17 protein-coding genes are annotated in these 16,142 nt (G+C 64.4%); 16 read left to right on the forward strand and 1 reads right to left on the reverse strand.

All coding sequences use genetic code 11. The features are described 5' to 3' along the window. Nucleotides 1-73 precede the first annotated feature (73 nt). Nucleotides 74-958: a 16S rRNA (cytidine(1402)-2'-O)-methyltransferase gene (gene rsmI / locus PCA31118_RS18125; protein ID WP_150626496.1), complete on the reverse strand. Its 885-nt coding sequence runs from the start codon at nt 956-958 to the stop codon at nt 74-76. Between the two features lie 104 nt (nt 959-1,062). Here rsmI and PCA31118_RS18130 point away from each other — a divergent pair, with 104 nt between their 5' ends. The 16 genes from PCA31118_RS18130 to soxB all read left to right on the forward strand — a co-directional run bounded on the left by PCA31118_RS18130 (nt 1,063) and on the right by soxB (nt 16,112). Beyond that, a complete protein-coding gene (locus PCA31118_RS18130; protein ID WP_150626497.1) occupies nt 1,063-1,416 on the forward strand; it encodes a YraN family protein in 354 nt (117 codons plus the stop codon). 168 nt (nt 1,417-1,584) lie between these two features. Continuing rightward, nucleotides 1,585-2,172, forward strand: coding sequence for a phosphoheptose isomerase (locus PCA31118_RS18135; RefSeq protein ID WP_044457417.1), 588 nt, complete (start codon nt 1,585-1,587; stop codon nt 2,170-2,172). 120 nt (nt 2,173-2,292) lie between these two features. Continuing rightward, nucleotides 2,293-3,075, forward strand: a complete 783-nt coding sequence (locus PCA31118_RS18140; RefSeq protein ID WP_150626498.1) for a BON domain-containing protein — start codon at nt 2,293-2,295, stop codon at nt 3,073-3,075. Nucleotides 3,076-3,148: 73 nt separating this feature from the next. Continuing rightward, nucleotides 3,149-3,652 (forward strand): c-type cytochrome, encoded by a 504-nt coding sequence (locus tag PCA31118_RS18145; protein ID WP_150626499.1) that lies wholly within the window; start codon nt 3,149-3,151, stop codon nt 3,650-3,652. Between the two features lie 10 nt (nt 3,653-3,662). Then, nucleotides 3,663-4,985, forward strand: a complete 1,323-nt coding sequence (locus PCA31118_RS18150; protein ID WP_150626500.1) for an NAD(P)/FAD-dependent oxidoreductase — start codon at nt 3,663-3,665, stop codon at nt 4,983-4,985. Between the two features lie 378 nt (nt 4,986-5,363). Next, the gene (locus PCA31118_RS18155; RefSeq protein ID WP_246190300.1) at nt 5,364-6,953 is read left to right on the forward strand and encodes a ShlB/FhaC/HecB family hemolysin secretion/activation protein; all 1,590 of its coding nucleotides are present in this window, start codon (nt 5,364-5,366) and stop codon (nt 6,951-6,953) included. Between the two features lie 549 nt (nt 6,954-7,502). Further along, entirely contained in the window at nt 7,503-7,850 is a 348-nt protein-coding gene (locus PCA31118_RS18160) for an ArsR/SmtB family transcription factor (protein ID WP_044457414.1), read from the forward strand. 69 nt (nt 7,851-7,919) lie between these two features. After that, nucleotides 7,920-9,320 (forward strand): sulfite dehydrogenase, encoded by a 1,401-nt coding sequence (gene soxC, locus PCA31118_RS18165; RefSeq protein ID WP_150626502.1) that lies wholly within the window; start codon nt 7,920-7,922, stop codon nt 9,318-9,320. Nucleotides 9,321-9,453: 133 nt separating this feature from the next. Then, nucleotides 9,454-10,584 carry a c-type cytochrome gene (locus PCA31118_RS18170; RefSeq protein WP_425495378.1) on the forward strand — a complete coding sequence of 377 codons (1,131 nt, stop codon included), beginning with the start codon at nt 9,454-9,456 and terminating at the stop codon, nt 10,582-10,584. 89 nt (nt 10,585-10,673) lie between these two features. Continuing rightward, nucleotides 10,674-11,003: a c-type cytochrome gene (locus PCA31118_RS18175; RefSeq protein WP_044457412.1), complete on the forward strand. Its 330-nt coding sequence runs from the start codon at nt 10,674-10,676 to the stop codon at nt 11,001-11,003. A gap of 111 nt (nt 11,004-11,114) precedes the next feature. Next, on the forward strand, nt 11,115-11,582 hold the full coding sequence (gene soxY, locus PCA31118_RS18180) for a thiosulfate oxidation carrier protein SoxY (protein ID WP_150626503.1): 468 nt from the start codon (nt 11,115-11,117) through the stop codon (nt 11,580-11,582). Between the two features lie 33 nt (nt 11,583-11,615). After that, nucleotides 11,616-11,927 (forward strand): thiosulfate oxidation carrier complex protein SoxZ, encoded by a 312-nt coding sequence (gene soxZ, locus PCA31118_RS18185; RefSeq protein ID WP_150626504.1) that lies wholly within the window; start codon nt 11,616-11,618, stop codon nt 11,925-11,927. 84 nt (nt 11,928-12,011) lie between these two features. After that, the gene (gene soxA, locus PCA31118_RS18190) at nt 12,012-12,884 is read left to right on the forward strand and encodes a sulfur oxidation c-type cytochrome SoxA (RefSeq protein WP_150626505.1); all 873 of its coding nucleotides are present in this window, start codon (nt 12,012-12,014) and stop codon (nt 12,882-12,884) included. A 19-nt stretch (nt 12,885-12,903) separates the two neighbouring features. Further along, nucleotides 12,904-13,554, forward strand: a complete 651-nt coding sequence (gene soxX / locus PCA31118_RS18195) for a sulfur oxidation c-type cytochrome SoxX (protein WP_150626506.1) — start codon at nt 12,904-12,906, stop codon at nt 13,552-13,554. 199 nt (nt 13,555-13,753) lie between these two features. After that, entirely contained in the window at nt 13,754-14,215 is a 462-nt protein-coding gene (locus PCA31118_RS18200; RefSeq protein WP_150626585.1) for a TlpA family protein disulfide reductase, read from the forward strand. A 187-nt stretch (nt 14,216-14,402) separates the two neighbouring features. Continuing rightward, nucleotides 14,403-16,112 (forward strand): thiosulfohydrolase SoxB, encoded by a 1,710-nt coding sequence (soxB, locus tag PCA31118_RS18205; protein WP_150626507.1) that lies wholly within the window; start codon nt 14,403-14,405, stop codon nt 16,110-16,112. Nucleotides 16,113-16,142: the final 30 nt, after the last annotated feature.

Raw genomic sequence — 16,142 nt, forward strand, 5'->3', positions numbered from 1 at the left:
GGAATCGCCGAGAATCGCACCGGACTTTTCTGGTTTTCAGTGCGTTGAATCGGCGGTGTCCGTCGAGCGATGCTCAGCCGCTCTTGAGGGCCAGCGCGCGTTCATAAAGGGCGTTTTTCGGCGCGCCGGTGATGGCGGCTGCGAGTTTGGCGGCGCTCTTCGTCGGCAACTCGGCAACGAGCAGCGCGAGCACGCGCTGTGCGTGTGCGTCCACACCGTCGTCGCTCCCGGCGGACACCGCCCCGGAGATCGCCAGCACGAATTCACCGCGCTGCCGGTTGGCGTCCGCCTTGAGCCACGCCACACCTTCGCCCAGCGCGCACTCGTGAATGTCTTCGAAACGTTTGGTCAACTCACGTCCGATCAGCAGGCGCCGGTCGCCGCCCAGTCCCTCGGCCAGTGCTGCAACCGTTTCAACGATCCGGTGTGGCGCTTCGTAGAAGACCTGTGCGGAGGTCGAGCCGGCCAGCGCCGTGATCGCCTGCGCGCGCTGCTGTGCCTTGGACGGCAGAAAACCCACGAAAGTGAACGTCTCCACCCATGCGCCCGCCGCCGAGAGCAGTGTGGTTATCGCGCTTGCGCCCGGTACCGGCACCACGCCCAGGCCCGCCGTGCGAACGGCGTCCACCAACCGTGCACCGGGATCGGAAATGCCGGGGGTGCCGGCGTCGGAGATGTAGGCGACTCGCTCGCCGCCGCGCAGACGCTCGACAAGGCGTGCGGCCGCTTCGTTTTCGTTGTGCTGGTGGGCCGCAATCAGCGGCTTGTCGATGCCGTAGCGCTGCAACAACAAGGCGCTGTTGCGCGTATCTTCGCAGGCGATGGCGTCGACCATGCCGAGGACGTGCAACGCGCGCACGGTGATATCGGCGGTGTTGCCCAATGGCGTGGCGACGACGTAAAGCGTGCCCGCCGGGTAATGCTGCCCCTCGGCGAGCGACATCAGACGATCATCCATCGCAGCGGTCTCCCGCAATCGAGGGCGTTGCGCGGCAGGGCGCGACGCACGTCGGGTGTGGAACGATGCCGGCATTGCCGGTCACGGAAAACTTGGGAACAACCATGTCGAATCAGCTAGGAGTGTCCTTCGAGAGTCGCGCACAGACGTTACTGGAACGGCGCGGCTGGCGGCTCGTCGCCCGCAACTATCAGTGCCGCGGCGGCGAAATCGACCTCATTATGCGGGATCGGACCGGGGTGCTGGTATTCGTCGAGGTGCGAGCGAGAGCGCGCAGCGACTTCGGCGGCGCGGCGCAGAGCATCACATATGCCAAGCGGCGGCGCCTCATGCTGGCTGCACGACACTATCTGCTGCGACGTCCGGCGGCGCGTTGTCGCTTCGACGTCGTGACCTTCGATGGGCGTCCGCCCGTGGTGAACTGGCTGCCCGACGCCTTTCGCGCCGACGATCTGTGAGGAAACCCGTGTCGGGCCACCCTGTTACACTTGCGAAGTTGCCGTCTTTTCATGTTGACGGCATCTGAACGTCGGCCGCAAACGGCGTGTCCTCGGGCATCGAACGCCGCAGGGACGCCGCGGGGCCGGCAGCTTTTGCGATACCCTGGCAAACGACCATGAACGACCATGTCGATCGAACGAATTCAGAAACACTTCACGGATAGCGTCGAGACCAAGCTGGCCGCGCGCGACGCGCTTGCTGACCCTATCGCCGCCGCAGCGGATGTCATGGTCGAAGCCCTGGCCAACGGCAACAAGATTCTCGCGTGCGGCAACGGTGGGTCTGCCGCCGACTGCCAGCACTTCGCCGCCGAACTCGTCGGTCGTTTCGAGCGTGAACGCCCGGAACTACCGGCCATTGCGCTGACCACCGACTCTTCCATCCTGACGGCCGTCGGTAACGACTACAACTTCGACGTCATCTTCTCGAAGCAGGTCCGCGCGCTTGGACAGGAAGGCGACGTCCTGCTCGCCATCACGACGTCCGGCAACTCCGGCAATGTGCTCCAGGCCATCGAAGCGGCGCATGAGCGCGGCATGCACGTGATCGCCCTGACCGGCAAAGGCGGCGGCAAGGTCAATGCCGCGCTGGGCGAGCTGGACGTGCACATCTGCGTGCCGGCCGAGCGCACCGCCCGGATTCAGGAAGTTCACCTGCTCACCATTCACTGTCTGTGCGATCTGATCGACTCGATGCTGCTGGGCGACGAGTGAACCTATTGTCATCTTGAAGCGTCAAGATCATGTGACGGGCACCGGGTCGCGGGGGCGGGCGGTGCCGATTCGGCGCGGCGGGGGCCGTCCCGTTCGAACATCCAGGAAGGAGAAAGCCCGATGAGTTTCCGACGCGTCCAAGGCGTTGTTAAGCCGCTTGCTGCGGCAGCGTTGATTGCTGCAACCCTGGCCGGTTGCGCCCCCATCATTCTCGGCGGCGCCGCGACAGGCGCGCTCGTCGCCACCGACCGCCGCTCGGTCGGTGCGCAGACGGAGGACCGCGAGATTCAGGTCAAGGCCGAAGCCAATATCGCCAATACGCTGACCGACGACGCGGTGCACGTGAACGTGACCGTCTTTAACCGTCGCGTGCTGCTCACCGGTGAGGTTCCGAACGATGCCACCAAGCAGGCTGCCGTGAACATCGTCAAGCAGATCAGCAACGTGCGCGGCATCGTCGACGAACTCGCCATCGGACCGAAGAGCTCGTTCGGTTCGCGCTCGAACGACGCCTGGATCACCAGCAAGGTCAAGGCCAACCTGATCAACACCAAGGAGATTTCGGCCAACGTCTTCAAGGTGGTCACCGAGCGCGGCGACGTCTACCTGATGGGACTGGTCTCGCAGGAAGAGGGCACCATCGGCGCCAATGTGGCGAGCCGGGTCGACGGCGTGCAGAAGGTCGTCAAACTCTACGAATACGTGAAGCCTGAGGAGGCGCAGCGCCTGTCGACGGAGGCCCAGAAGAATCCGGCGCCCGCACAGCCTGAGGACCCCAACGCGGCAACGGTAACGACGACGCCCATCGGCAACGAGACGGTGACGGCGAAGCCGCTATCCTCGCCGGCGCCGATCAGCGAAGGCCCGGTCAAGCCGGGACCGTCGAACAAGACCGGTAACTGATTCGCCCGGCGCCTCGGCATCTTCCGTGCGCTCACGTCAGGGGAAAAGCCCGACAACGCATCGCCGCGATCGTTTGCGTCACCCCACGGTGAGGCAGGCGGTCGCGGCGGTGTTCGTTTCCGTCATCGGTTGTACGGCCATCGGTCTGGCCGTCGCGCAAACCCCCGAAGGCTCGGGCGTTCACGCGGCTTCGCCTGTCTATGTCGCAACGCCCACCGCCGAGTCGTCGACTTTGCGGTCGGACGCTAAACCGGCTGCTCAATTCGAACCCAGGTCGGACTCGCGATCGCGTCCCCAGCCCGGCTTGCCGTCGGGTGGACAACCCGACTGGCAGGCGCGCGACTGGGCCATGGCCTGCATGAGTTGCCACAACGCGGCGGCGCCGGTCACGGCGGGCAAGCGCGCCTTGCCGACGCTGGAGGGGCGTGCGGCGGCTGCGCTGATGGCGTCGCTTGTCGCCATGCGCGACGGGCGACAGCCCGCCACGTTGATGCCGCAGTTGCTCAAGGGCTATCGCGACGACGAGCTGCAACGCATTGCTGCCTACTTCGCCGCGCAGCCGCCCGCTTCCCCATAGGCCGGACAGCATGCATCGTCGCCAATTTCTCCTCGGTCTGCATTCGACGGCCGCGCTGCTCGGGATGTCCGGCATCTCGGGCACCTCGGGCATCTCGTCGGCCATGGCCGCTGCGCTCTGGCCGACGCCGGTCAAAGGGCGCGCGCGCGTTGTCGTGATCGGCGGGGGATTCGGCGGCGCCACGGCCGCGAAGGCGCTGCGTGTGCTCTCGGGCAACACCGTCGAGGTCACGCTGGTAGAGCCGAACCCGGCATTCGTGTCCTCGCCTTTATCGAACCTGGTGGTCGGCGGCAATCTGCGGGTGAGCGATCTGACGGTGTCGTACGACCGGCTCGTCGCGCGTCATGGAGTCGTGTGGCGGCGTACGCGCGCCGAGGCCATCGACGCCGATCGCAAGCAAGTCCGTCTCGCGGACGGCACACGCCTTGCCTACGACAAGCTAATCGTCTCGCCGGGCGTGTCGTTGCAACGCGAGGCCATCTCGGGCCTGAACGATCCCAAAATTCGCGAGGCGCTTCCGGTCGGCTGGACCGACGCGAGACAGAGCGCCTTGTTGCATGCCCGCCTCAAGGCGATGCCCGAGGGCGGGGTGTTCGCCATCACGATTCCCGAAGCGCCTTTTCGCTGTCCGCCCGCGCCCTATGAGCGGGCTTGTCAGGCGGCCGCATGGGTGAAGCGGCACAATCCCCGGGCGAAAGTCCTCGTCTTTGACGCCAACGAGCAGGTGCTGGCCGAGGCGGACCAGTTCCACGACGTCTGGCGCACGGAATTCGCTGGCATTGTGGAGTACCACCCGCAGTTCAACTGCACGGAGGTCACCGTCGACGGCGCGCAGTCGATGGCGCGCTTCGAGTTAGGGGAGGAAGTGCGCGCCGACGTGCTGAACGTCATCGCGCCGATGCGCGCCGGTGATATCGCTGTACGGAGCGGCCTTGCAACGGCCAACGGGCGGTGGTGCGACGTCGACTTTCTGAGTTTCGCCTCCAGCACCCAGCCCGACATCCACATTCTTGGCGATGCCATCCAGATCGCGCCGCAGATGCCGAAGTCCGGCCACATGGCCAATCAGCACGGCAAGGTCTGCGCCGCCGCGATCGTGGCGACCCTGTCCGGTCGGCCGGTCAATCCGGAGCCGCTTTACAGCAACACCTGCTACACGTTCGTTTCGGCTACCGAAGCGATGCATGTGGCGAGTGTGCATCGCTACGACGCATCGCAACGCACCATGATGCCGGTGCCGGGCACGGGGGGCGCGTCGCCACGCGCCACCCGAGACGAATTCGCCCTGGGGCTCGCGTGGGCGCAAGGTATCTGGGCCGACATGCTGGCCTGATGCGCGTTTCGGCGGCGTTTGGAGGGGATTCTCTAAGCGCGGTAACGTATGTGCATCCGACGTGCTCGTTTGCGGTGTTGTCGCCGCGCCGCAAACCCCCGCTTTCCCCCGTTGACGGGGCCTTACCCCTCGCGGTTACACTGGCTCCACGAAAAAATAAGCGTTGGGGGGCATGGGATGGCGCATCGCCAGGGAGAGTCCCGTCTTGCGTCACGCGTCACGCGTGAGGGCTCGGTCAGGTCTGTTCGTAATCGCAGTGTCGTACGCGTAGTCGAAGTCGTCGCCGTAGCCGCTGTATCCGCCGTATCGCTTTGCTCCCTGAGCCTGCTTGGCACGCAATACGCGTGGGCCGATGCCAGTCCGGTGCGTGGCGATCCGATGCAAAGCATTCCGAAGATCGAAGCGCCCAAGGCGCCGGCGCCGACGATCCACATTCAGCCGCCGACGCAGGAAGACGCACTCAAGGCCTTGCTGGCTCGCAAGATCACACCGCAGCGTTTCGGCATCGAGGGCGTGAAGTCACTGCCGTTCGAAGCGATTGCGGGGCTGTTCGCGCCGTTGGCGGGCAAGGAAGTGACCATCGGCGATCTGGTCGAAAAGGCCAATCAGGTCACGAAGATGTATCAGGACGCGGGTTATCTGCTGTCCTTCGCCTTCGTGCCCGCGCAGGATTTCGCTGATGGTTTCGTGCGTGTGACCGTCGTCGAAGGGTATATCTCCAGCACGAAGATCACCGGCACGCCGGGGCCGTCCGAGCAGCGCCTGCGCGACATCGCTGCGCACATCGAGGCGGAGCGGCCGCTGAAGCGCGCGACGTTCGAGCGCTATCTGAACCTGCTCACGCTCGTGCCCGGCATGAAGATCAAGGCCGATGTCCAGCCACCTACGCAGACCGATGGCGCGACCGAACTCTCGCTCGACGTGTCGCGTCAACCGGTTGCGCTGGGCACATCGCTCTCCTACAACAACCCGGGCATTCGCGGTGTCTTCACGGTAACGAGCAACGCGCTCACGCCGCTCGGCGAGCAGATTCAACTAACCGCCATCGCGCCCAAGGGGCACAACGACGAAGAGTTTTACGCGGCGTCGTACGTTCAGCCGCTCGGCTCCGACGGGTTGCAGGCGCGCCTCGATGCGTCGCACTACCGCGGACAGCCGGACGATCAGGCGCTTGCCGGCCTCACGCGCCACCTCGACACCAAGCGCGTGGCGGTCAGCGTGTCATACCCGATCCTGCTCAACAATCAGCGCAGCCTGACGGTTAGCGGCGGCATGTACGGCGTGAATTCGCGTGACCGCTATGAGGTGCCGAATTCGCCGAACAACATCAGTTCGAAGACGAACGTGCGCGCCGGGCAGGTGCAGCTGGCGTACAACGAAGTCACCGAGAAGCAGACCCGCAGCGCCACCCTGGGTGTTTTCAAGGGTTTCAACGGGATGGGGGCGAACCAGTCGTATACGACGCAACCGGCAGGCATTCAGCAAATTCTGGGGCCGTACGATCTGTCGTTCTGGCGTTTCAATCTGGATGCGAAGCAGGGCGTGGTGCTGCCGTGGGAGTTCGGCGTGGTCGTCTCCGCCGGGGCGCAGTACAGCGGCAACACGCTGCCGACCTCCGAACAGGCGACATTCGGCGGTCAGCGCTTCGGTCTGGGATACCCCGCAGGGGAAATTGCCGGGGACAAAGGGTGGGGCGCGTCCATCGAACTGAACCGGATGTTTCGCACCGACTTCCGATATCTGAAGACGATCCAGCCGTATCTGATGCTCGATACGGCCAAGGTCTATCTGAACTACGGGCAACTGTTCCACAACCAACTCGCGTCCGTTGGGCTGGGCGTGCGGATCTCCGACAGCAAGTATTATTCGCTCGACCTCTCGATCGCGAAGCCGGTGGCCGATGCGCCGACCAATTCGCCGAACCGTCCGTTGCGCTTCAATGCCAACTGGTCTTATCAGTTCGAGTAACGTCGCACCGGCGAGAGGTATGCATCAAGCGAGCCATTGGCCTGAGGCGAGCACGATGATCGCAATACAGCGTTGAGGACGGCGGCCGCCGCGTTCGCCGTCCGCTCGTTTTCCACTCGCCGCCTGCGGCTCCTTCGCTGACTTACCGCTTGCTTGCCTTCCCTATTCCCTATTTCCATATTTCCCGCTTTGCCGGGCAAACCTGGCGATCAGCGCTTTGCGGAAATGCCGCCCTCCCGTCATTTTTCTTATCAGGTTTTTCCCTGATGCCTCAAACCGCCGTGCGTTCATGCATGCCAACGGATTCGTTGACGCAGGTGCAGACTTGCACCGCGCAAGTGCATGACATGTGGTGCGCTATATCTCGCGGTATATATGGAATTGGCCATTTGCACGCTGCGCGGCGGCACCGATCCGACGAAACATCGGTGTCCGACGTGTTGCAGTGCAGCTTGATTCCGTCGCCCGTTATTTCGATTATCCGTATATGCGTATGTAGGCATATACGAAACTCTCTGTGCCTTCGCACGAACTTGAAGACTGACCGTCATGGAAGAACTCGATCGCGTATTCGAAAAGGTGTCGCACTACTTCAGCCTGCTCTCCGAGCCGACGCGGCTGCGGATCTTGCACGCGCTGTGCGGGGGGGAGCGTTCGGTGAACGAGGTGGTGACGGAGGTCGGTTCATCGCAAACGAACGTGTCCCGGCATCTGGGCGCGATGTACCAGGCGGGCGTGTTGTCCCGCCGCCGCGACGGAAATCAGGTGTATTACACGATCGCGGATACCGGGGTGGTCGAGATCTGTCGGGCGGTGTGCGTGCAGGTCGCGGGCCGCATCGAGGAAGAAGCGTTGCCGGAGCGTGCCGTCGACGGGTTCATGCCGCGCACGAACTAATACAAAAGCCGTAAGCCGTCAGTGTCCTCGCGATGCTGGCGGACGCCACAAAAACGCGAGGAGACAGGGGTGAGCGACAACGAATCGCCAGCCGGCCGATCGGGCCGATTGCGCCGGGCGCCGGAGCATTTCATCGACGGCACACTCGCCGCCGACATTACGCGCGACGGACTCAACCCCTCGCGACGCGGATTCCTGCAGCGGAGCTTTCTTGCTGCCGGTGCCGCCCTCGCGGGCGGTGCGGCATTCGCCGCCGATGCGCCGAATGCCTCGAATGCCTCGAATGCCTCGAATGCGACCGGCGCAGGCGACCCGATGATCCTCGAACCGCGCCCGTGGGCAACGTCGCTCGGCCAGCCCGTGGCGGCGCGCCCGTACGGCATGCCTTCGAAGTTCGAGGCGAATCTGCAGCGGCGCCAGTCCCCGGGTCTCACGCAAACCACGCAAGCTTCGGTTGCCTTCACGCCCCTGCAAGGGCTCTTCGGCATCATCACGCCCAGCGGCCTGCACTTCGAGCGTCACCACCAGGGCTGGCAGGAAATCGATCCGACGCAGCACCGTCTGATGGTGCACGGCCTTGTGCGTCAGTCGAAGGTGTACACGATGGACGACATCATGCGTCTGCCGTCGGTCTCTCGCATGCACTTCATCGAATGCGGTGCGAACACCGGCATGGAATGGGGTAATGCAGCCGTGCCGACCGTCCAGTACACCCACGGCATGCTCTCATGCTGCGAGTTCACGGGTGTGCCGTTGTCGGTGCTGCTCGACGATGTGGGCGCCGACACCCGGCGTGGCCAGTTCGTGCTGGCCGAAGGCGGCGACGGCTCCGGCATGACGCGCACGATCTCCATGGAGGCGGCGCTCTCCGACGTGCTCGTCGCCTGGGCGATGAACGGCGAAATGCTGCGCCCGGAGAACGGGTATCCGTTGCGTCTGGTGGTGCCCGGTGTGCAGGGCGTTTCGTGGGTGAAATGGCTGCGTCGCATCAAGGTGGGCGACGCGCCTTGGAATACCAAGGATGAAACGAGCCACTACGTCGACCTGATGCCGGACGGCCAGCACCGGCAGTACACGTCGATTCAGGAGTGCAAGTCGGTCATTACCTCGCCGTCGGGCGGTCAGGCGTTGCTCGATCGCGGCTACTTCAATGTGACGGGCCTTGCCTGGTCGGGACGTGGGCGCATCAAGCGGGTCGACGTGTCCACCGACGGCGGCAGGTCCTGGCGCGCGGCGCGGCTCGAATCGCCAGTGCTGCCCAAGTGCCTGACGCGCTTCAATTTCGACTGGCAATGGGACGGTTCGCCCGCGCTGCTGCAAAGCCGCGCCGTGGACGAAACCGGCTTCGTGCAGCCGCGCTACCGGCAACTGCGCGAGGTGCGCGGCACCAGGTCGATCTATCACAACAACGCGATCCAGACGTGGCAGGTGGCACAGAGCGGGGAGGTGACCAATGTCCACGTCGACTGAGCGTCAATCGACTCACCCGCCGATTCACCCGCCGATTCACCCACCGATCAGCAAACCGGACGCCGTGCGGCGCCGTCGGGCGCAGTCGGCGGTGATCGCCGGACTGTGGGCGGGCGCGTTGGCCGTTGTCGGGCTGACGCTCGCCGCATGGTTCGTGCCGACGGCGCTCGCCGCGCCGAGTGCGAAAACAGTACCGCCAGTCGTCGCGTCCACATCGCCTGTATCACCCATCAAGGCGCCCGCCGGCATTGGTCGTGACGCAAGTGCTGCGGAACTGAGCGCGTGGGACATCGACGTGCGCCCCGACTTCAAGGGCCTGCCCAGGGGGCAAGGTTCCGTTGCCGACGGGCAGAAGCTCTTCGATGCGCGCTGCGCATCCTGTCACGGCACGTTCGGCGAGAGCAACGAAGTCTTCAATCCACTGGTGGGCGGCACCACGGCAGACGACATCAAGACCGGCCACGTGGCGTCGCTGCGCGGCAATAACCAGCCGGTGCGCACCACGCTCATGAAGATCGACACGGTCTCGACGATGTGGGACTACATCCGTCGCGCCATGCCGTGGAACGCGCCGCGCTCGCTCACGCCGGACGAGGTGTACGCGGTGACCGCCTATATCCTCAACCTCGGTGAGATCGTGCCGGCGGACTTCGTGCTGTCCGACCGGAACATCGCCGAGGTGCAGCAGCGCATGCCCAATCGCAACGGCATGACGCGCGCGCACGGCATGTGGCGCGTGGGCGACAAACCGGATACCCATAACAAGGCGTGTATGCAGGATTGTCCCGAGGCTGGTATCGTGACGTCCGCACTCCCTGCGTACGCCCGCGACGCACACGGAGATCTGGCTGCGCAAAACCGGGTCATCGGCCCGGTGCGTGGTGTCGATACGAAGCTGCCGCCGCTGTCGGGCACCGCCGCGCAAAATGCGTCGGTGCGCAGGACCGCTGCCCTCGCCACGTTAGGCATGGCGAGTCCGGACGCGCCGGCCCAAACCGCCGCTGCGACGTCACCGGCAGCAACGCTTGCGGATAAGAACGGTTGTCTGGCCTGTCACGGCGTTACCGACAAGAAGATCGGGCCCGCCTTCTCGGAGGTCGCCGCCAAGTACCATGGGCAGTCGGATGCGACTGAAATACTGGTGGCGAAGATACGTGCCGGAGGTGCCGGTAATTGGGGCAGCATGCCAATGCCGCCGCAATCACAGGTCGCAGAAGCCGATATCCGTACGATGGTCGACTGGATGCTTCGTGGTGCACGTTGAGCGGGCAAGGGTGTCCGACGGATGCGCCGACGACAATGTCCGAGGCTGCCGCAGGACCCCGTCCCCTACATAAAACCGAAGGAGCAACAATGAAGAAGATGCTGATCGCTGCGGCCATGCTGGCCGGCACCTCGCTGGCGCATGCCGGTGTCGACGTCGCCGCTGCGACCAAACTCGCCGGCGCCAACGCCTGTATGGGTTGCCACGCAGTGGACAAGAAGCTCGTTGGCCCGTCGTATCAGGAAGTCGCCGCCAAGTACAAGGGCGACAAGGATGCCGTGGCCAAGCTGGTCAAGAAAGTGAAGGGTGGCGGCTCGGGCGTCTGGGGTCCGATCCCGATGCCGGCGCACCCGAACTTGTCGGATGCCGACGCCAAGATCCTGGTGGACTGGGTGCTGGCCGGCGCCCCGGCGAAGTAAGTCCGGGGCAGGGGGCTCGCCGCAACATGGGCGAGCGAACGGCGGCCGGTATCCGTCATGAAAGCAGCGCACGCTTACCGGCGGCCTTCAGGGAAGAGGAAACACACAGAGATGAACCAACAGCGACGCGACATGCTGCGGTTTTCCGCGGTAATGGGACTGGCGGTGGCCGCCGGGCTGATCAAGCCCGAAGAGGCCCGCGCGGCACAGGTGGAATGGAACAAGGCGGCATTTGCCACCAAGAGCGTTGACGATACGGTCAAGGCGCTCGGCGGCACGAAAGCCAGCCCCAGCGACCTCGTCGTGCTGACGGCTCCCGACATCGCCGAGAACGGCGCGGTCGTGCCGGTGGCGGTCACCAGCAAGGCGCCCAACACGCAATCGATCGCCATCCTGATCGAGAAGAATCCGAATACGCTCGCGGCCTCGTTCGATATCCCGGACGGCACGGAGCCGTCGGTGACCACGCGCGTGAAGATGGGCCAGACCTCGAAGGTCTATGCACTCGTCAAGGCGGACAACAAGTACCTCGTGGCCGAGAAGGAAATCAAGGTCACGCTGGGCGGCTGCGGCGGTTGAGCGACACATCGTATAAGGCTAGAGGAGCACAACATGGGTAATCCGATGCGCATTCGCGCAACCGAGGCCGGCGGTGTCGTCGAAGTCAAGGCGCTGATGAGTCACATCATGGAAACCGGCCAGCGCAAGGACGCTTCCGGTAACATCATCCCCGCACACTTCATCCAGACGGTCACGGTCACCTGCAACGGCAAGACGGTGCTGACGGCCGAATGGGGTCCGGCAGTGTCGAAGGATCCGTTCATGTCGTTCAAGTTCAAGGGCGGCAAGAAGGGCGACAAGATCGCCGTAACGTGGACCGACAACAAGGGCGACTCGCGCACCGATGAGGCCACCGTCGCCTGAGGGGCGATGCCGGGAAGCAGTGTGGTGGCGCTTGCAGGGACGCTTTCCCGCAGGCGCCGATCAACCCACAAAGAGGAGAGTCAGATGCTAGAGGCGCAACATAGCGCACGGGTGAGCCCCCCGCGACAGGCGGCGTGGCTGCGTCGTTCCGTACTGGGCGGCTTGCTCGCCATCGCGGGCGCGAGCGCCCCCGTCGCCACGGCACTCGCCGCCGACAATTCGACTGCCGACGCCATTGCGCAATATCGCGAGATGCTTGCCGACGGCAATCCGGCAGAACTCATCGAGATGCGCGGCGAAGAACTCTGGAAGACGCCGCGCGGCCCGAACAACGTATCGCTCGCGCAGTGCGACCTGGGGCTCGGCCCCGGCGTGCTCAAAGACGCCTACGCACAACTGCCGCGCTACTTCCCGGATGCGAAGCGTGTGCTCGACGCCGAGTCGCGCATCGTCGAATGCATGGTGAATCTGCAGGGCTTCAAGCGTGCGGATGTCATCAAGCAGCCTTTCTCCAGGGAAGGCCAGGACCCGACCGATCTCGAATCGCTCACCGCCTATGTGGCGGGGCAGTCGCGCGGTGCGCAGATTCGCGTGCCGCAGTCGCACAAGGAAGAGAAGGAAGCCTATGCGCGCGGCCAGAAGATTTTCTATTACCGCGCCGGTCCGTATGACTTTTCCTGCGCGTCCTGCCACGGGTCGGACGACAAACGCATTCGTTTGCAGGACCTGCCGAATCTGACCAAACCGGCGGCTGCACGTCAGGCTTTTGCGACGTGGCCGGGCTATCGTGTCTCGCAAGGCGCGCTGCGCACGATTCAGTGGCGCATGTACGACTGCTTCCGTCAGCAGCGCATGCCCGAGCTGAATTACGGCTCGCAGGCGTCTGTCGATCTGATTACTTTCCTCGGTGTGATGGCCAACGGCGGCAAGATGGACGCCCCCGGCCTGAAGCGCTGATCGATCACGAGGCACACCCATGACATCCATCGCATTGCGCGCGACCGGGATCGCGCTGAGCGCGGCCGGGGCTCTCGTCGTCGGCGCAGCGTTTGCCCAAGGTGAGGGCGCGAAGCCCGCCACCGGGACCACCGACGCGGCCGTCGTGCAGGAATTGCGCGACTCGTTCCGTGGCTCGGGCATCGCACAACTCGATCGCATCGACCAGAGCGAATTGCAGAAGCTGTGCACGCAGTACGCGACCAAGCCCATGCCGGCCAAAATCGCGGAGCGTCTGCAAAAAGCCGAACTGGCGAGCGTGAAGGCGCCTGCCGACGGCAAGTATCTCGGGGACTGGAAGGAAGGCGAGAAAGTGGCGCAGAACGGGCGCGGCATGCAGTTCACCGACAAGGCCGATACCGTGAACGGCGGCAACTGCTACGCGTGCCATCAACTGACCAAGAGCGAAATCTCGTTCGGCAACATCGGTCCGTCGCTGTACAACTACGGCAAGTTGCGTGGCGATTCGCCCGAAGTGGTCAAGTACACCTGGGCGAAGGTCTACGACTCGCACAGCTACATGGCCTGCTCGAACATGCCGCGCTTCGGTGCGGCGGGCATCCTCACGGAACAGCAGCTCAAGGACGTGATGGCTTTGCTGCTCGACCCGGCCTCGCCGGTCAATCAGTAAGCGACACCGGGCTAGCGTAAGCGGTCGCATGCGGCCAATGGTGTGACCATTGGCCGTTCGTCCAACAGGGATCGTCGTCGACATCCGGAGTGATTCAATGAATGCCGAGATCGGTGGGATTCGTCACGTCAGCACACAGGCGCTGCGGGCATTTCGGATATTGCTGACGCTGCGCGTGTGGCGTGCGGTCGGTGTCGCGATGGGTGCGACGGCGTTACTGGCGAGCGCGCCCGCGCTGGCCGTCGAGGTCGGGGATAGCGTGACGTTGCCGCCGCTCACGCTGCTCGACGGCAAGACACTGCCCGCAAGCGCCTTCAAGGATCGTACGGTCATCGTCGAGTACTGGGCGTCGTGGTGTCCGTTCTGCGCACAGCAGAACCCGCATCTGCAAAAGCTCTACGAGGCCACGCGCGGCAAGCCGATTCAGATCGTGACGCTGTCCATCGACAAAACGCCGCAGGAGGCCGTCGATTACGTCAAGGCACACAAGTACACGTTCCCGGCGGGCATGGAGACCGACGCCTGGCGGGCGGCGCTGGGCAAGCGTCGCGGTTTGCCGGAACTGTATGTGATCGGACGCAACGGCAAGGTCCTTCGCAAGGAAGTCGGCGAGATGTTCGGCGAGGACGTGGCGGCGCTCGCCGATTACGCGGGGCGGTGACCTCGTGCGCTTGCGTTGTGACGCCGGGCCGCAAGGCAGGCGGATAGCCGTCGGCGATGCAAGTGCGTCGTGACGTACGGTCAATGCATAAGGTCAATGGACAAGGCCGATGTCGCGCAGCGGCATCGGTGCGCAACTGAAAAAATTGAGGCGGTGCGTCGCCAGATGCATGTGCCACGGAGACGAAATGAATCGACGCGAGTTCATGCAGGTGTTGGCAGTGGCGGCCGCCGGAGGAATGGCGCTGTCGCATCACGAGACGGCGGCGGCCAAGGCGGCTGCGGCGTTCTACGATCTGCCGGCGTTCGGCAACGTCCATCTGCTGCACTTCACCGACTGCCATGCGCAGCTGCTGCCGATCTACTTTCGTGAGCCGAGCGTCAATCTCGGGATCGGCGAGCAGGCGAACAAACCGCCGCATCTGGTGGGCGAGGCGTTTCTCAAGGCCTACGGTCTGCGTCCCGGCACGCAGGATGCCTATGCCTTTACCTATCTCGATTTCGCGGCGGCAGCGCGCACGTACGGCAAGGTCGGCGGCTTCGCTCACCTGGCGACCTTGGTCAAGCGCATGAAGGCGTCGCGCCCCGGTGCGTTGCTGCTCGATGGCGGCGACACGTGGCAGGGTTCCGGCACGGCCATGTGGACGAAGGGTCAGGACATGGTCGACGCCACGCTGGCGCTCGGCGTGGACGTCATGACCGCGCACTGGGAGTTCACGTATGGCGCCGAGCGTGTGAAGTCGGTGGTCGAGGAGCAACTCAAGGGCAAGATCGACTTCGTTGCCCAGAACGTGCAGACGAACGACTTTGGCGACCCGGTGTTCGCGCCGTACACGATCCGGACGATGAACGGTGTGCCGGTGGCAATCATCGGGCAGGCGTTCCCGTACACCCCTATTGCGAACCCGCGCTACTTCGTGCCGGACTGGACCTTCGGGATTCAGGAGGACCGCTTGCAGTCGATGGTCGACGAGGTGCGCGGCAAGGGGGCGCAGGTCGTGGTCGTGCTGTCGCACAACGGCATGGATGTCGATCTGAAGCTGGCGTCGCGCGTGCGCGGCATCGACGCGATACTCGGCGGTCATACGCACGACGGTGTGCCGAAACCCGTGGTCGTGGAGAATGCCGGGGGCAAGACACTCGTCACCAACGCCGGTTCGAACGGCAAGTTCCTTGCGGTGCTGGACTTCGAGGTGAAGGGCGGCAAGCCGGTGGACTTCCGCTACAAGCTGTTGCCGGTGTTTGCGAATCTGTTGCCGGCGGATGCTCAGATGCAGGCGCTTATCGAGCGCGTGCGGGCGCCGTTCGCGGCGAGGCTGGCGGAGCCGTTAGCGGTGACCGAGGGTGTGCTGTACCGCCGGGGCAACTTCAACGGTACCTTCGATCAGTTGCTGCTCGACGCGGTGATGGCCGAGAAGGATGCCGAGATCGGTTTCTCGCCGGGCTTCCGGTGGGGGACGTCGTTGTTGCCGGGGCAGGCGATCACGATGGAGCAATTGCTCGATCAGACGGCGATCACGTATCCGTACACGACGCTCACACCGATGACGGGCGAGACGATCAAGACGGTGCTCGAAGACGTGGCCGACAACCTGTTCAACCCGGATCCGTACTATCAGCAGGGCGGGGACATGGTGCGCGTGGGCGGCATGGATTACACGATCGATCCGATGGCGCCGATGGGGCAGCGCATCACGGAGATGCGCCTGAACGGCAAGCCGATCGAAGCGGGCAAGACCTACAAGGTCGCGGGCTGGGCGCCGGTGGCCGAAGGCGCGCAGGGCGAGCCGGTGTGGGATGTCGTCGCCCGCTACCTCAGGGCACAGAAGACCATCGTCGCGAAGGCCCCGAAGGTCCCGGCCATCAAGGGAATGAAGGGGAATCGGGGGGCGGTTTGAGGCACACGGCGGCGCGCAAAGGTGGCATTC

Origin of the sequence: Pandoraea captiosa, from assembly GCF_902459775.1 — a bacterium.
GTDB classification, from domain to species: domain Bacteria; phylum Pseudomonadota; class Gammaproteobacteria; order Burkholderiales; family Burkholderiaceae; genus Pandoraea; species Pandoraea captiosa.